This window comes from Chitinimonas sp. (assembly GCF_036568685.1).
Lineage (GTDB): Bacteria > Pseudomonadota > Gammaproteobacteria > Burkholderiales > Chitinimonadaceae > Chitinimonas.
Genome location: NZ_DATCSC010000012.1, coordinates 16,805 through 32,076, shown reverse-complemented (window position 1 = coordinate 32,076; position 15,272 = coordinate 16,805). Strand labels below are relative to the sequence as shown.

At 63.0% G+C, this 15,272-nt stretch carries 14 protein-coding genes and 1 other RNA gene; 13 read left to right on the top strand and 2 right to left on the bottom strand.

Annotated elements, in window-relative coordinates:
- The 12 genes from VIM95_RS02190 to ssrA all read left to right on the top strand — a co-directional run.
- Positions 1-306: hypothetical protein (locus VIM95_RS02190; RefSeq protein ID WP_331982493.1), on the top strand; the 306-nt coding region annotated here is incomplete at its 5' end.
- A complete protein-coding gene (locus VIM95_RS02185) occupies positions 306-1,325 on the top strand; it encodes a hypothetical protein (protein WP_331982490.1) in 1,020 nt (339 codons plus the stop codon). The genes VIM95_RS02190 and VIM95_RS02185, both read left to right, overlap by 1 nt.
- A gap of 54 nt (positions 1,326-1,379) precedes the next feature.
- Positions 1,380-3,083, top strand: a complete 1,704-nt coding sequence (gene recJ / locus VIM95_RS02180; RefSeq protein WP_331982487.1) for a single-stranded-DNA-specific exonuclease RecJ — start codon at positions 1,380-1,382, stop codon at positions 3,081-3,083.
- Positions 3,076-3,837 (top strand): 23S rRNA (guanosine(2251)-2'-O)-methyltransferase RlmB, encoded by a 762-nt coding sequence (gene rlmB, locus VIM95_RS02175; RefSeq protein ID WP_331982484.1) that lies wholly within the window; start codon positions 3,076-3,078, stop codon positions 3,835-3,837. The genes recJ and rlmB overlap by 8 nt, the downstream gene beginning before the upstream one ends.
- 126 nt (positions 3,838-3,963) lie before the next feature.
- A protein-coding gene (prfB, locus tag VIM95_RS02170; RefSeq protein WP_331982481.1) for a peptide chain release factor 2 occupies positions 3,964-5,068 on the top strand; the annotation gives its coding sequence in 2 pieces (ribosomal slippage) (positions 3,964-4,044 and positions 4,046-5,068; 1,104 coding nt in all).
- A gap of 34 nt (positions 5,069-5,102) precedes the next feature.
- The gene (lysS, locus tag VIM95_RS02165) at positions 5,103-6,608 is read left to right on the top strand and encodes a lysine--tRNA ligase (RefSeq protein ID WP_331982478.1); all 1,506 of its coding nucleotides are present in this window, start codon (positions 5,103-5,105) and stop codon (positions 6,606-6,608) included.
- A 95-nt stretch (positions 6,609-6,703) separates the two neighbouring features.
- Positions 6,704-8,578 (top strand): bifunctional tRNA (5-methylaminomethyl-2-thiouridine)(34)-methyltransferase MnmD/FAD-dependent 5-carboxymethylaminomethyl-2-thiouridine(34) oxidoreductase MnmC, encoded by a 1,875-nt coding sequence (gene mnmC / locus VIM95_RS02160; protein ID WP_331982475.1) that lies wholly within the window; start codon positions 6,704-6,706, stop codon positions 8,576-8,578.
- A 31-nt stretch (positions 8,579-8,609) separates the two neighbouring features.
- Positions 8,610-9,941 carry a TRZ/ATZ family hydrolase gene (locus VIM95_RS02155; protein ID WP_331982472.1) on the top strand — a complete coding sequence of 444 codons (1,332 nt, stop codon included), beginning with the start codon at positions 8,610-8,612 and terminating at the stop codon, positions 9,939-9,941.
- Between the two features lie 9 nt (positions 9,942-9,950).
- Complete coding sequence (locus tag VIM95_RS02150) at positions 9,951-10,508, top strand: DUF4337 domain-containing protein (RefSeq protein WP_331982469.1); 558 nt, start codon at positions 9,951-9,953, stop codon at positions 10,506-10,508.
- Between the two features lie 2 nt (positions 10,509-10,510).
- Positions 10,511-11,230, top strand: a complete 720-nt coding sequence (ubiG, locus tag VIM95_RS02145) for a bifunctional 2-polyprenyl-6-hydroxyphenol methylase/3-demethylubiquinol 3-O-methyltransferase UbiG (RefSeq protein ID WP_414648457.1) — start codon at positions 10,511-10,513, stop codon at positions 11,228-11,230.
- Positions 11,227-11,889, top strand: coding sequence for an HAD-IA family hydrolase (locus tag VIM95_RS02140; RefSeq protein WP_331982466.1), 663 nt, complete (start codon positions 11,227-11,229; stop codon positions 11,887-11,889). Before ubiG ends, VIM95_RS02140 begins: the two co-directional genes overlap by 4 nt.
- A gap of 28 nt (positions 11,890-11,917) precedes the next feature.
- Positions 11,918-12,278, top strand: a transfer-messenger RNA (tmRNA) gene (gene ssrA, locus VIM95_RS02135).
- Positions 12,279-12,347: 69 nt separating this feature from the next.
- Here ssrA and VIM95_RS02130 read toward each other — a convergent pair.
- Positions 12,348-13,628 carry an MFS transporter gene (locus tag VIM95_RS02130; protein WP_331982463.1) on the bottom strand — a complete coding sequence of 427 codons (1,281 nt, stop codon included), beginning with the start codon at positions 13,626-13,628 and terminating at the stop codon, positions 12,348-12,350.
- 107 nt (positions 13,629-13,735) lie between these two features.
- On the opposite strand from VIM95_RS02130, the gene VIM95_RS02125 reads away from it, so the two are divergent.
- Positions 13,736-14,335, top strand: coding sequence for a helix-turn-helix domain-containing protein (locus VIM95_RS02125; protein WP_331982460.1), 600 nt, complete (start codon positions 13,736-13,738; stop codon positions 14,333-14,335).
- Positions 14,336-14,338: 3 nt separating this feature from the next.
- On the opposite strand, the gene VIM95_RS02120 is transcribed toward VIM95_RS02125, so the two are convergent.
- Entirely contained in the window at positions 14,339-15,226 is an 888-nt protein-coding gene (locus VIM95_RS02120; RefSeq protein WP_331982457.1) for a LysR family transcriptional regulator, read from the bottom strand.
- Positions 15,227-15,272 lie beyond the last annotated feature (46 nt).

Here is a 15,272-nt window from a genome sequence, read left to right as displayed (position 1 = left end):
GATCCGGAGTCCATCCGGCTTACCCGCCGCGCCAAGGTATCGCAGTGGGAGATGGTTACCGAGCATCACGCCTGGGACAATCTGCTGGGGCTCTACCTGAGGCCCGATCCGCTTAACAATAACCTGCATCTCTTGATCGTGGCCAAGGCCGAGCTGGAAATCGGCAAGACCTACGTAGCACCAGCCACTCGCGAGGGCGACCTGGCATTCCGGGTCATTTCGCAGCAGGAGCTGGGTGCCGATTGCGTCTTCTATCGGGTAGAGAAGCAAGCCATCGCCAGCACTCAGTCGGAACCCAGCAACTGATGACCCTGACCATCGTATTGCCGGACCTGCGCTTCGCGCGGCAGGCCGGCTTCAATCCCTTGATGGAGTTAGCGTTGCCCGCGTTGGCGACGCTCCTGGGCAAAGCCACACGGCAAACACTCCCGGGGAGCAGTACCGAACAATGGCTGCGGGCCAGCTTTCAGGCCGACGCGATCAGCACGGCCTTGCTCAGCCTGGCGGTAGATCTACCCAACGCCCCTCCGGGCCATTGGCTGCGCGCCGACCCGGTGCACCTGCGGGCCGACCGTGATCGTGCGATTCTTTTCGATGCCAGCCTGCTGCAGATCCAGCGCGACGAAGCCACTGCTTTGGTTGCCGCGCTAAACCAGCTCTACCGCGACGACGGCTACGAGTTCGTCGCCGCCACCCCGGAACGCTGGTACGTACGCCTTCCTGACGTACCTGATCTGCAAACCAGCAGCCTTTCCAGTGTCAGCGGCCAGGATATTCATGCCCATCTGCCTCGCGGCCCTCAAGCCATGCATTGGCACAAGCTGCTCAATGAATGGCAGATGCTGCTCTACACCCAGGCGGTCAACGACGTCCGCGAGCAGGCAGGGCAACCAGCCGTCAACTCACTTTGGCTGTGGGGTGAAGGTCAGCAGCCACCGGGCCAGTTGCATAGTGCTTGGCGTCAGGTCGTCGCTGATGACGTGCTCGCGAAGGGCCTGGCAAGCTTGTCGGGCGCAGAGCAGCGGCGCCTGCCTGCCCGCTACACGCCGGACATCGCACAGGAAGACACACTGATACTCCTCGACGTATTGTCGTACCCCACCCGTCGTGGTGACCTGCATGACTGGCGCGATACGCTGGTGGCGCTTGAACGCGACTGGTTCGCACCACTGCTTGCCGACTGGCAAAGCGGCAAGCTTCCCGCCGTGCGGCTGATGTTACCAGGCCATCAAACCAGCCTGCAGGCGGATCTGGAACCGAGCGAGCGCTGGAAGTTCTGGCGTCGCCCGGCCGATCTCGCCAGTTGTTTGGCAGAAGCTGCCTGACGTTCCGCACCTAGGGGCTGCCCAGCGCAGCCCTGTCTGCCTTATCCTGTCGCCATGCATATCCTCACCCGTCCCGTCCCGCCCGCCGCCGAGCAGCACCTGCTGACCGCCGGCCTGCACCCGATTGAAGCCCGCATCTATGCCGCACGAGGCATCGCGGCGATCGAGGAACTGGAAACGGAATTCAAGCATCTGTTGCCCACCGAGGGGCTCAAGGGCATAGGCGAATTGGCTCAGCGGCTGGCCGACGCCATCGCCCGGCAAGAGCCCATACTGATCGTTGCGGACTACGATGCGGACGGCGCCACCGCCTGCTCGGTCGGCATTCGCGGCTTGCGCCTGCTAGGCGCCAAAGTGGATTTCCTGGTACCCAACCGCTTCGAATACGGCTACGGCTTGACGCCCGAAATCGTCGAACTGGCCAACGCCAAGGGCGCACGCCTGATCGTGACGGTGGATAACGGTATCGCCAGCGTGGCCGGTGTCGCCCGTGCGCGTGAACTGGGTATGGAGGTGTTGATCACCGATCACCACCTGCCAGGCGACGCCCTGCCGGAAGCCCCCATCGTCAACCCCAATCAACCAGGCTGCAGCTTTGCCAGCAAGCACTTGGCCGGGGTAGGGGTCATGTTCTATGTACTACTGGGCCTGCGTGCCGAGCTACGCCGACGCGGCAGCTTCGGCGAGGAAAGCGGTCCCAATCTGGCTTGCCTGCTGGACCTGGTGGCGCTCGGGACGGTGGCTGACGTGGTCAAGCTGGACGCCAACAACCGCATCTTGGTCGAGCAGGGCCTCAAGCGCATCCGTGCCGGCAAGGCCTGCACCGGCATACGCGTGCTTTATCAGGCAGCCGGCCGCGAGCCACGTCGCGCCAGTGCCTTTGACCTCGGTTTTATGCTTGGCCCACGCCTCAATGCCGCTGGGCGACTGGATGACATGAGCCTGGGCATCAGTTGCCTGACCACCGACGATGACGCCGCCGCGCTCGCCATGGCGCGCGAGCTCGATCAGCTCAACCGCGAGCGGCGCAGCATCGAAGCTGAGATGCAGGACGTTGCGCAGGCCAAATTGGATCAGATTGCCGTTGGTGACCGCTATAGCCTGACGGTGTTCGACCAGGACTTCCACCAGGGCGTGATTGGCCTGGTGGCCAGCCGGCTCAAGGACAAGCACCACCGCCCGACCATTGTTCTGGCCGAAGGGCTGGAAGGCGAGGTCAAGGGTTCGGGGCGCTCGATCAATGGCCTGCACCTGCGCGATGCGCTCGACCTGGTCTCCAAGCGCGAGCCCGACCTGATCGTCAAGTTTGGCGGCCATGCCATGGCTGCCGGCCTGACACTGGCCGATGCCGGCCAGATCGAACGTTTTCGCAACGCCTTCGAAGCTGTCTGCCGCGAGCTGATGCCGGCAGAGGCACTGACCCGCACCATCGAGACCGACGGCGAATTGGACCCGCCCGCAATGAATATGGAGCTGGCCGAGCGGCTGGATAGCCGAGTCTGGGGCCAGGGCTTTCCGGTTCCTCGATTCATTGGCCATTTCCGGGTCAGCAAGCAGCGCATCGTCGGCGAAAAACATCTCAAACTCGAACTGCAAGGGCAGGGCAGACAGTCGTTCGAGGCCATGTATTTCCAACGGTCCGAACCGCTACCCGAGCGGATCGAGGCCGTCTACCAACTTTCCGTCAACGAGTGGCAGGGCAAACGCAGCCTGCAACTCTTGATCGACCACGCTTCCGAGGACCGCCAAGATGGCTAACACCCGCGTTCTGCACGGCTTTCACGCCGTCACCGCCCGACTCTCCCGCCTGCCTGAGAGCGTGCTGGAGCTCTATGTCGCCAAGGAGCGGCACGACCCACGCATGAGCGAACTGCTCAAGCTGGCCGAGCATACCGGCGTTCGCCTGATTCCTGCCGACGCCAAGCGCCTGGACGGCCTGACCGGCCACCACCGCCATCAGGGCGTAGCCGCCGTGATCGATGCAAACAAGACCTTTCTGGCGCTCGAAGACGTGCTGGAGGACCTGAACGAACCACCGCTGATCCTGGTACTCGACGGCATCACCGACCCCCACAACCTGGGCGCCTGCCTGCGGGTGGCCGATGCGATGGGTGTACATGCGGTCGTCGCCCCCAAGGACAAGTCGGTCGGCATCAACGCCACCGTCTCCAAAGTGGCTTGTGGCGCGGCCGAGGTCGTTCCGTATATCGTGGTCACCAACCTTGCCCGCAGCCTGCGTGACATGAAGGATGCTGGCATCTGGATCGCCGGCACCGATATGAACGCCGACACGGACCTGTTCCATTTCGACCAGACCGGCCCCTTGGCCTGGATCATGGGCGCCGAAGGGGAGGGCATGCGCCGCCTGACGCGCGAGCACTGCGACGTCCTGGTGAATATCCCCATGTTCGGGACGGTGGAAAGCCTCAACGTATCGGTCGCGTCCGGCATGTGCGTGGCCGAGAGCCGACGGCAACGGGTAATGGCGGCGGAGAAGGCGGCCAAAGGCTAGGCACGCGACTCGAGCGGCATGGGTGCGCCGGCATCAGGTATAATTCCCGGTTTCCCCGATACAACCGGGTCTCGGTGTGGCGCACCAGTATGCCGCCGGCGAGGCCCACCTTAGCCGAGCCACGCCATGGAAGCCGAACGCCTCAACCAGATCGAGAACAGCATTGCCGACCTCGCCGCCCGTGGCGACGAGCTTCGGAGGTATCTTTGACTACCCTGGCAAGAAGGACCGGCTGGAAGAAGTAAGCCGCCTCGCCGAAGACCCGGAGCTCTGGAACGACCCCAAGCGGGCGCAGGAGATCGGTAAAGAGAAAAAGCTGCTGGAAGCCGTGGTGGTGGTACTCGATGAGATCGCCCAGACCGTGGCCGACAGTCGCGACCTCTTTGACATGGCCAAGCCGGAGTCCGACTGGGACACCATCGAATCGGTTGCCAGCGACCTGGCCGCGGCCGAAGCCAAGGTGGCCGATCTGGAATTCCGCCGGATGTTCAGCAACCCGATGGACCCGAACGCCTGCTTTATCGACATCCAGTCCGGCGCGGGCGGTACCGAAGCCCAGGATTGGGCCGGCATGCTGATGCGCATGTATCTGCGCTATGGCGAGCGCAAGGGCTTCACGGTCGAGGTAATGGAAGAGTCCGAGGGTGAAGTGGCTGGCATCCAGAGCTGCACCCTCAAGCTCACCGGCGAATACGCCTACGGCTTTATGCGTACCGAGACCGGCGTGCACCGCCTGGTGCGCGTCTCGCCGTTCGATTCCAACGCCCGTCGCCATACCTCCTTCTCCTCGGTGTTCGTCTACCCGGAAGTGGACGACAGCATCGAGATCGAGATCAACCCGGCCGACCTGCGTATCGATACCTACCGCGCTTCCGGCGCGGGTGGTCAGCACATCAACAAGACCGATTCGGCCGTGCGGATTACCCACAACCCGTCCGGTATTGTGGTGCAGTGCCAGAACGACCGCTCGCAACACCGCAACAAAGATGAAGCCATGCAGATGCTGCGCGCCAAGCTCTATGAAGCCGAGCTGCGCAAGCGCATGGAAGCCCAGCAGTCGCTGGAGGCCGGCAAGTCGGATATCGGCTGGGGCCACCAGATCCGCTCCTACGTGTTCGACCAAAGTCGCGTCAAGGACCTGCGCACCAGCGTGGAAGTCGGCAACGTCAAGGGCGTGATGGACGGCGACCTGGATATCTTTATTGAAGCGAGCCTCAAGCAGGGCGTTTAAGATTCAAGAAAATCAGAGAGTTAACGAGCAAACCATGGCCGAACAAGAAAGCCCCCTCACCCTCGACGACAACCAATTGATGGCGGAACGGCGCGCCAAGCTGGCGGAGATCCGCAAGCAAGGCCCGGCCTTCCCCAACGATTTCGAGCGCAAACACCTGGCTGCCGACCTGCACGCCAAGCACGATGGCGCCGAGAAAGAAGCACTGGATGCCGACAAGATCGAGGTGTCGGTCGCTGGCCGCATGATGCTCAAGCGGGTGATGGGCAAGGCTGCCTTCGCCACCCTGCAGGACGGCTCCGGACGTATCCAGCTCTATGTCTCGCTGGATCAGGTCGGTGAAGCTGCACTGGCCGATTTCAAGACCTGGGACCTGGGCGATATCGTCGGTGCCAAGGGCACGCTGATGAAGACCAAGACGGGCGAGCTCAGCGTCATGGTCAACGAAGTGCGTCTCCTGGCCAAGTCGTTGCGTCCGCTGCCGGAGAAGTTCCACGGCATGACCGACCAGGAGCAGAAGTATCGCCAGCGCTACCTCGACCTGATCACCAGCGAACAGAGCCGCGCCACTTTTGTGAACCGCTCCAAGATCGTGCAGAAGGTCCGTGAGGTCATGGTGAGCGAGGGCTATCTCGAGGTCGAGACCCCCATGATGCACCCCATCCCAGGCGGTGCCGCAGCCAAGCCTTTCGTGACCCACCACAACACGCTAGACATGCCGCTGTACCTGCGCATTGCGCCGGAGCTCTATCTCAAGCGCCTGGTCGTGGGCGGCCTTGAGCGCGTGTTCGAGATCAACCGTAACTTCCGCAACGAGGGGATGAGCACTCGCCACAACCCCGAGTTCACCATGATGGAGTTCTACGAGGCCTATTGCGACTACCGTCGCATGATGAACCTCACCGAGCACGTGATCCGCGAGTGCGCCCGCGCCGTACATGGCCATGCCGTGGTCGAGTACCAGGGCAAGGTCGTGGACCTGTCCAAGCCTTTCGAGCGGCTGACTGTGGTGCAGGCCATCATCAAGTACAACCCGCAGTACACCGAGGCTCAATTGAACGACCGCGTCTGGCTCAAGGCCGAGATCGAGCGTCTGGGCGGCAAGTCCTTTGCCACCAGCGGCGTGGCCGGCCTGCAGTTCAGTCTGTTCGAGGAAACCACCGAGACCAAGCTGTGGGACCCGACCTACATCATCGACTACCCGGTCGAGATCTCCCCGCTGGCACGTGGTTCGGATAGCCGCCCGGGCATCACCGAGCGCTTCGAGCTGTTTGTGGTGGGTCGCGAGCTGGCCAATGGCTTCTCCGAGCTGAACGACCCGGAAGACCAGTCCGAGCGCTTCCTGGATCAGGTCCGCCAGAAGGATGCCGGCGACGACGAGGCCATGCACTACGATGCCGACTATATCCGTGCGCTGGAATACGGCATGCCGCCGGCCGGTGGCTGCGGCATCGGCATCGACCGCATGGTCATGCTGCTGACCGATGCACCGTCCATCCGCGACGTGATCCTGTTCCCACAAATGCGTCGGGAAGACTGATCAGGCAATGCGGAAAAAGGCGCGGGTTTCCGCGCCTTTTTCTTTTATCCCATCGACCAGGGCCTTGGGACAACCGAGACTGACGAATCCAGCCCATGCTAGCGCTGCAACCTGCCCAACTGGCGTTTACCGAAGAAGGTATCCCTTATTCGCCAGCCTTTGACGACATCTATCACTCCCAGTCCGGCGGGCTGGCCCAGGCGCGTAACGTCTTCCTGGCTGGCAACGATCTACCTGCCCGCTGGCAGGGCAGGTCAACCTTCACCATCTGCGAGACCGGCTTTGGCCTGGGGCTGAGCTTTCTTGCCACCTGGCAGGCCTGGCGCGCCGATCCGGCGCGCAGTGAGCGCCTGCATTTTGTCTCCTGCGAATTACATCCCTTCACCGCGCAGGACCTGCTGCATCTCTACGAGCGCCTGTTCCAGGCCGAGCCCGCCCTGGCCGAACTCGGGCAGCAGCTGTGGGCCCAGTGGCCCACCTTGCTGCCAGGCCTGCACCGAATCGAACTGGAACAGGGCAGGGTGGTATTGACCTTGCTACTGGGAGACGCACTGAGCCTGCTGCCCAAACTGGCAGGCCAGGTCGACGCCTTCTTTCTGGACGGTTTTGCCCCCAGCAAGAACCCTGAACTCTGGCAGGAGGCGCTGTACAAGCAGTTCACCCGCCTGGCGGCTGAGGGTGCCACGCTCGCCACCTATACCGTGGCCGGTGCCGTACGCCGAGGGCTGGAGTCTGCCGGCTTCCAGGTCAAGCGCCTACCCGGCTTTGCCAGCAAGCGGCAGATGCTGGGCGGCACCTTCCGCGGCCATCGGGTACGCCCGCAACCGCCCGCCGATCGCCGCGCCATCGTCGTCGGAGCGGGGCTCGCCGGTAGCGCCATTGCCGAACGGCTAGCCGCGCGCGGTTGGCGCATCACCCTGCTGGAACGCGAAGCAGAACCCGCTCGAGGAGCATCGGGCAACCTGGCCGGGGCCTACCGGCCCGTGGTCTCCCTGGACGACAATCTGCAGGCCAGACTGGTCCGCGCCAGCTTCCTGTTTGGCCAACGCTGGCTTGGCAAGCTGCCGGCCGGAATCTGGCAACGCTGCGGTGCCTTGCAACTGGCCCGAGACAACGCTGAAGCAGCGCGTTTTCAGCAAATCTCCGAAGAGCAGGGCTGGCCAGAGGACTATGTCCGCTATGTAGACCCCGCCGAAGCGAACAAGCTGGCCGGTGCGCCCGTAGAGCAAGCCGGGCTGTGGTTCGCCCAAGGCGGGTGGGTACGCCCCCGCGCGTTGGTTGCGGCGCTGTTGGCCCAAGCCGGGGCGGCGGTCGACCTGCGTTGCGGCGTGGCGGTTGAGCGCATGGCACGGCAAGCCGATGCATGGCAGGTCTATGACGCCGCGGGCGGGCTTATCGCCAGTGCCCCCGTACTGATCCTGGCCAACGCCGCCGATGCCGACCGTTTTGCACCAGAACTGCAATTGGGGCGGGATCTGCGCTACGTCAGCCACCTACCACGCGATAAAGCGCCACCGGTCAAGGCAGTCATCTGCCGTGCCGGCTACCTTACCCCATGGGCAGGTGAAGCAGCCTGCCTGGGCTCCTCGCCGATACGGGACTCCGATGCCGCGGCTGCCGCGGCCAACCTGGCCCTGCTTGGCGGCATGCTGCCCTGCACCGCCGAAGACCAGACCACGCTCTTGGAAGGGCGCCGTTGCACTCGTCCCGGCACCGCCGACCGCTTGCCGGTGGTTGGCCCCCTGGCGGATGCAGCCGCTTTCCAGCCCAAGCATGCCGGCAGCCTGCACCTTGCGCCGCGCCAAGCCGGTCTCTATACCCTGACTGGCTTTGGTGCCCGAGGGCTGGTCTGGAGCGGACTGATGGCCGAACTACTGGCCAGCCAGATTGAGGGCGAGCCTTTGCCACTGGAGCGGGAACTGGTGTTGGCGCTGGATCCTGCCCGCTTCCTGGCACGGCAGGCCTGCTAGAATCCGGCCCATCTTCACCCAAGGTCCCTACATGGCCGCCATCCACTGCCTACATCCACGCTGGCTGATCCCGATCGAACCACGCGGTCTTGTCCTGGAGCAGCATGCCCTGGTCCTGCAAGGCAGCCAGATCATCGACCTGTTGCCGAGCGAGGCGGCCCGTCAGCGCTACCAGGATGCAGCGCACCAAGTACTTGGCGACCACGCGCTGCTGCCCGGCCTCATCAATCTGCACGCCCATTCCGCCATGAGCCTGTTGCGCGGCCTGGCCGACGATCTGGCGCTGATGGACTGGCTCAACAACCATATCTGGCCGGCCGAGGCCCGCCATGTCTCGGACGAGTTCGTCTATGACGGCACCCTGCACGCCATGGCCGAGATGCTGCGCGGCGGCACCACCACGGTCAACGATATGTATTTCCACCACGAGGCTGTCGCCCGTGCCGGTTTGACCGCCGGAATGCGCGTGGTCGTGGGGTGTTCGATCCTGGAATTCCCCACCGCCTACGGCTTGCATGCCGATGACTACCTGGGCAAGGCCCTGACTGCGCGCGATGCCTTCCATGGCGAGAGCTTGGTGGGTTTCAGCTTGGCACCACACGCACCCTATACCGTGACAGACGCAACCTTTGGCAAGGTGCTGACCATGGCGGAGCAGCTGGATATGGGCATCCATTGCCATATCCACGAGACCCGCGACGAGATCGAAGGGAGCCTCAAGGAATACGGCATGCGCCCCTTGGCTCGCTTGCAGGCACTAGGTCTGCTCGGCCCCAACCTGGTCGCTGCACACGTTGTTCATGCCAACGATGCAGAGATTGCGTTGCTGGCCAAATACGGCGTACACGTGGCGCATAATCCGGCCAGCAACCTGAAGCTGGCCTCGGGCTTTGCCCGTATTCACGCCATGCAGCAGGCCGGTATCAATGTCGGCATTGGTACTGATGGCGCTGCCAGCAATAACCGCCTGGATCTGCTGGGTGACACCCGCATGGCCGCCTTGCTGGCAAAGGCGGAGTCTGCCAACCCGACCGCGCTTGATGCCGCAACGGCGCTCGAAATGGCAACACTGGCCGGCGCACGTGCGCTTGGCCTTGCAGACCGCATAGGCAGCTTGGTGGTTGGCAAACAGGCCGATGTCATCGCCATCGACTTGGCAGCGCTGGAGACCCAGCCGGTATTCGACCCGCTGTCCACGCTGATCTATGCAGCGCAGCGCGAGCAGGTGAGCCATGCCTGGGTAGCCGGCAAGCAGCTCCTCAAGGAGCGCGAACTCACCACCCTCAAGTTGGATCAGATGCAGGCCAAGGCCCGCTGGTGGCAGAGCCGCATTGCGGTAGGCCGAAGCGACACAACATCATAAGGAGTGACGATGGAAGCACCGGAAGTGGAAGGCAAGAACCAGACCCTGAACAACTGGGTAGCGGCAACGGTGGTGATCCTGTCGGTCGTCATGGCCCTCTGCAAGATCAAGGACGACAACATCGTCCAGGCCATGCAGGTCGCCAAGGCCGACGCCGTGGACACCTGGGCGGAGTACCAAGCCAAGCGGCTCAAGCGCTATGTGTCCGAATCGGCCGTCAGCCAGGCCGAGCTCGACAAGCTGCAGGGCAATGCCAATGCCCAGCGCTTTATTGACGACTACAACGCGAAAATCGTCAAACTCGACAAGGATTCCGACGAGCTCAAGGCCAAGGCCAAGGCGCTGGAGGCACAATATGACGTATTGGGCTACCGCGACGATCAGTTCGACCTCTCCGACGCGTTGCTGTCCATCTCCATCGCGGTTGCCGCCGTGGCGGCGCTGACCGAAAAACGCAAGTTGCTGATGCTGAGCTGGGGCTTCGGCACCGGTGGCATCATCTTTGGCCTGGCCGGCTTTCTTGGCTGGGCGCTGCACCCTGACTGGATTATCAAGCTGTTGACATGACCATGAGCCAAGACCTGAGTATGAGCAATGCCGATCCGGCGGAGATCGCCAAATTTGCCGAGTTGGCCCACAAGTGGTGGGATAAGGAGAGCGAATTCGCGCCGCTGCACGAGATCAACCCTTTGCGCCTCGACTTTATCGATGGCCACGCCGCCATTTCGGGCAAGACGGTCTTGGACGTAGGCTGCGGTGGCGGCATCCTGGCCGAATCCATGGCGCTGCGCGGTGCCACCGTGACTGGCCTGGACCTGGCCGAGAAATCGCTAAAGGTTGCCAAGCTGCACGGCCTGGAGTCCGGCGTGCAGGTGGACTACCGCTGCCAGTCCGTAGAGTCGCTGGCAGAGGCCGCACCGGCAGCCTTCGATGTGGTCACCTGCATGGAAATGCTGGAACACGTGCCGGAGCCGGCCAGTGTGGTGGCTGCAGTCGCGCAGCTGGTCAAGCCGGGTGGTTGGGTCTTTTTCTCGACCATCTCCCGCAACCCCAAAGCCTATATCCACGCCGTGGTCGGTGCCGAGTACATACTCGGCCTCCTGCCGCGCGGCACCCATGACTACGCCAAGTTCCTCAAGCCCTCCGAGCTGCTGCGCATGGGCCGCGGTCACGGCCTCGACGCCGTCGAGCTCAAGGGCATGGGCTACGACTTGGTCGCCAAGAACTACTACCTCAACGACGATGCCACGGTGAACTACTTGGTGGCCTGTCGCAAGGCGGTAGCGTGATCAGCGCCGTCCTGTTCGACCTGGACGGCACCCTGGCCGACACCGCCCTGGACCTGGGCGGTGCGCTCAATCGACTGCTGGCAGAAGAAGGCAGGCCGGCGGTGGCTTATGAACGGATCCGGCCGATCGCCAGCCACGGCGCACGCGGCCTGGTCGAGCTGGGTTTTGGCATAGCACGCGATGCCCCCGGCTTCGATGATCTGCGCCTGCGCTTTCTCGACCACTACGAGGACGGTTTCTGCAACCAGACCGTGCTGTTCGAAGGCATCAACCCCATGCTGGAAGCGCTGGCCGCACGTGGCCTTGCCTGGGGCATCATCACCAACAAGCCTATGCGGTTCACCGATCGGCTGGTGCCCACGCTGGGCTTCAGCGTACCGCCGGCCGTCGTGGTATCGGGCGATACGGTCGGCGTGCCCAAACCCGACCCACGCCCCATGCGCTATGCCTGCGAGGCCATGGGCGTGCAGCCGGGGGCTTGCTGGTACGTAGGCGATGCCGAACGCGATATTGCCGCTGGCCGCGCGGTAGGTATGCGGACGGTGCTGGCCGACTACGGCTATATCGCCGATACCGACCACCCCGAAACCTGGGGTGCCGATTGGCGCATCCAGTCACCGCTGGAACTGCTCGCCCTGCTGCCGCCCAAGCAGGTATAATCGATACATCTTCATCTGATGTACCCACGGGGACGACATGGCTTCGACGGGGGTTGCAAAGCGGATGGGGGCATGCCGGGATCTCAGAACCCCGTTAAACGCTGAACTGTTTTAGTCGCAAACGACGAAACCTACGCTCTGGCCGCTTAATCCCGGCCGGACGCTGCACTGATCTGCTCATGGGTCAGGCCGGGCAACCGGCAGCAGCGTTATTTACATGAGATCGCTGTGCGGCGGGCTACTTGTCGTTCAGTTAAATCTAGGTGGCTCGCGGTTGCCAAGCCTGTCGGTCGGCGTGTTACCCGTTAAATCCAATAGACTAGACTAAGCATGTAGAACCCTCTGTGGAGGACTTTCGGACGCGGGTTCGATTCCCGCCGTCTCCACCAATACAAAACCCCAACCTGTTGCAGGTTGGGGGTTTTTCTTGCCTATCCAAAATGCCTGTCTGCTCACACTCAAGCCGGTGCCAGGACAGGGGTCGGCTGGCGGTTGATGCGCAGGACCACCAAGGCACTGATGATGCAAAGCCCGCCCGATATCATGGTGGCTACCGTATAACTGCCCAGGCTGTTGCGCAGCAAGCCTGCGCCCAAGGCCGCAAAGGCGGCCCCCAGCTGGTGGCCGGCCACGATCCAGCCGAACACGACCGGTGCCTCCCGACTGCCAAAACGATCCGTCGTCAGTTTGACCGTTGGTGGCACGGTAGCGACCCAATCCAGCCCATAGAACATGGCGAACAGCGGCAGGCCGAAGAAGAACTCCACGCCCAGGGCGTAGGGCAGGTAGATCAGTGCCAGGCCGCGCAAGCCGTAGTACCAGAACAGCAGTACCCGAGCGTTGTAGCGGTCCGATAGCCAGCCGGACAAGGTGGTACCGATCAGATCGAAGATACCCATGGCCGCCAGCACGCCAGCCCCTTTGACCGGCGAGATGCCGTAGTCGCCGCACATGGCGATGAAGTGCGTGCCGATATAGCCGTTGGTACTGGCGCCACAGACAAAGAAGCTGAAGAACAGCAGCCAGAAGTCCCTCGACCTGGAAGCCTTGGCCAGGGCACCAAAAGCGATCGCGATCGGGTTCTGGGTCTGCGCTGGCGCCACCGGCGCATCGTCCGGCTCACCGTAGGCACGTTGGCCTATGCTCGCCGGGCGCTCTGGCAGCAGCCAGCCAACCAGTGGGATGACGACAGCCGCGGCGGCAGCCACCAAGAGGACCACGGGCCGCCAGCCATGCTGCTCGGTAATGGCGGCAAGCAGAGGCAGGAAGACCAACTGGCCGGTGGCCGAGCTGGCGGTCAAGATGCCCATGGCAAAACCACGCCGCTCCACAAACCAGCGGTTGACCACCGACGCACCCAGCGTCATCGAGGTCGCGCCGGTGGTGCAACCTACGACCAGCCCCCAGATCAGCTGCAGCTGCCAGGTCGCCTGCATCAGGCTGGAAAGCGCCACACTGGCCGATAGCACGGTCAGCGCGATCAGCACCGTGCGTCGAAGGCCAAAGCGCAACATGGCCGCGGCAGCAAATGGTCCCATCAAGCCAAACAGCGCGAGGTTGATGGACAGGGCCAGTGAGATGGTTGTCCGGCTCCAGCCGAACTGCTGTTCCAGCGGGACCATCATGACGCTGGGGGTGGCGCGTGTCCCGGCGGTGATCAGCATCACCAGAAAGGTGACAGCGACGGCCAGCCAGGCATAGTGGAAACGCCCGCGACTCCAGTTGGCGAGAGCTTGCATGCTCGATTCCTTGATTGCGTTGAATGATGTTACCGATCAGTAACATCGCTTGCCCATGCTATGTACCGAGCGGTAACATGTCAAGTGTCGTCGTACAGGAGTACAAGATGTCTGCCACAACCACCCGCCGCGTCACTGAAGGCCCGGAGGCTTCTGCACGACTGCTCGATGCCGCCGACGAGTTGTTCTACCGCGACGGCATACGTGCAGTAGGTGTGGATGCGATCGTGAAACAGGCCGGGGTCAACAAGATGAGCTTGTACCGCCAGTTCAGCTCCAAGGACGAACTGGTCAGGCATTACTTCCTGCGCGCCGACACGCGCTTCTGGACCGCCATTGAGCGCAGTATCGCCAAGCACCCCGACAATGCTGCGGCCGCACTGCAGCAGATCTACACCGACCTGGCACAGCGCGCGGTGGTAGCGGGCTATCGTGGCTGCCCCTTTGTGAATATGGCGGCCGAGTTCACCGAACCCAGCCATTTCGTGCGGCAGTTGGTGGCACAGAACAAACGGCAATTGCTCGCCCGGCTGGAAGAGTTGGCGACCCAGGCAGGCGCATCCCAGCCACTGGCGTTGGCGCAGGCGCTGGCACTGCTGCTCGAAGGTGCTTACGCAGCCAGCCAGAGCTATGATCCGCCCGATGCCGTATTGACGGCCTTACCCGAGGTGGCACGCCAGCTGATTGGTCTGGCCTTGCAGCACTAGCGGCTACCAGCCACTGTGCTCGGCGACAAAATCCAGAAAGCAGGCAATACGTGCGGCAAGCTGGGTGTTCCGGTAGTACACAGCGTTGACGGTCTGGCGGACCGGCAGCGTCTGTGCCGCCAGCACCTGTACCAGCCTGCCCGCGGCGATATCCTGTCTGGTCATGAAGTCGGACAGGCACAATATGCCGCACCCCTCCAAAGCCAGCTGTCGCAGCGTCTCGCCGCTGGAGACCGCGATCGCCGGTTTCACATACTTCGGGTTGCCATTGGCGTCGCTGATCGGCCAGTGGTTGAGGCTGTCTGGTTGGCTGAAGCCAAGCAAAATATGGTTATCCAGATCGGCCGCCGTGGTCGGCGCACCGTGCCGTGCCAGATAGTCCGGGCTGGCCAACAAGCGGAGCCCGCTGGTACCCAGAAAGCGGGCATGCAGTGAGGAATCCTTGAGTGCACCGATGCGGATGGCGACATCGGTACGCTGCTCCAGTAGGTCGATGAACAGCTCGTCGGTATTGAGTTCCAGCTCGATGAGTGGGTAGCGCTCGCGGAACTTGGCCACCAACGGCACGATGACATGCAGCATGAAGGGCGTGGCGGCATTGACCCGCAGCCGCCCGGCCGGCTGCTGGCGCCGTAGCGCCAGCTGCTCCTCGGCATCTTCAACCGAGGCCAGGATGGTCCGCGCACGGGCCAGGAAAAGCTGCCCCTCTTCGGTCAACTCCATGCGGCGGGTAGTGCGATTGAGCAGGGTGGTAGCGAGCTTCTCTTCCAACCTGCCCAGCGCCCGGCTGATGCCGGAGACAGTCTGACCCAGTTCAGCCGCCGCTGCCGTGGCCGAGCCGCGATCGACAATCGCAGCAAAAGCCTGCAGCTCCTCCAACGTCGTCTTCATTCTTGCGCCCCAGACAATGATCCAGGGCATTAAACCGGCTACTGCT

Coding starts and splice junctions, on each gene's coding strand:
- VIM95_RS02120 (WP_331982457.1), bottom strand. CDS start 15,226: ATGAAGACGACGTTGGAGGAGCTGCAGGCTTTTGCTGCGATTGTCGAT.
- mnmC (WP_331982475.1), top strand. CDS start 6,704: ATGCTAGCGCTGCAACCTGCCCAACTGGCGTTTACCGAAGAAGGTATC.
- ubiG (WP_414648457.1), top strand. CDS start 10,511: ATGAGCCAAGACCTGAGTATGAGCAATGCCGATCCGGCGGAGATCGCC.
- VIM95_RS02130 (WP_331982463.1), bottom strand. CDS start 13,628: ATGCAAGCTCTCGCCAACTGGAGTCGCGGGCGTTTCCACTATGCCTGG.
- VIM95_RS02185 (WP_331982490.1), top strand. CDS start 306: ATGACCCTGACCATCGTATTGCCGGACCTGCGCTTCGCGCGGCAGGCC.
- VIM95_RS02125 (WP_331982460.1), top strand. CDS start 13,736: ATGTCTGCCACAACCACCCGCCGCGTCACTGAAGGCCCGGAGGCTTCT.
- lysS (WP_331982478.1), top strand. CDS start 5,103: ATGGCCGAACAAGAAAGCCCCCTCACCCTCGACGACAACCAATTGATG.
- VIM95_RS02155 (WP_331982472.1), top strand. CDS start 8,610: ATGGCCGCCATCCACTGCCTACATCCACGCTGGCTGATCCCGATCGAA.
- rlmB (WP_331982484.1), top strand. CDS start 3,076: ATGGCTAACACCCGCGTTCTGCACGGCTTTCACGCCGTCACCGCCCGA.
- recJ (WP_331982487.1), top strand. CDS start 1,380: ATGCATATCCTCACCCGTCCCGTCCCGCCCGCCGCCGAGCAGCACCTG.
- VIM95_RS02150 (WP_331982469.1), top strand. CDS start 9,951: ATGGAAGCACCGGAAGTGGAAGGCAAGAACCAGACCCTGAACAACTGG.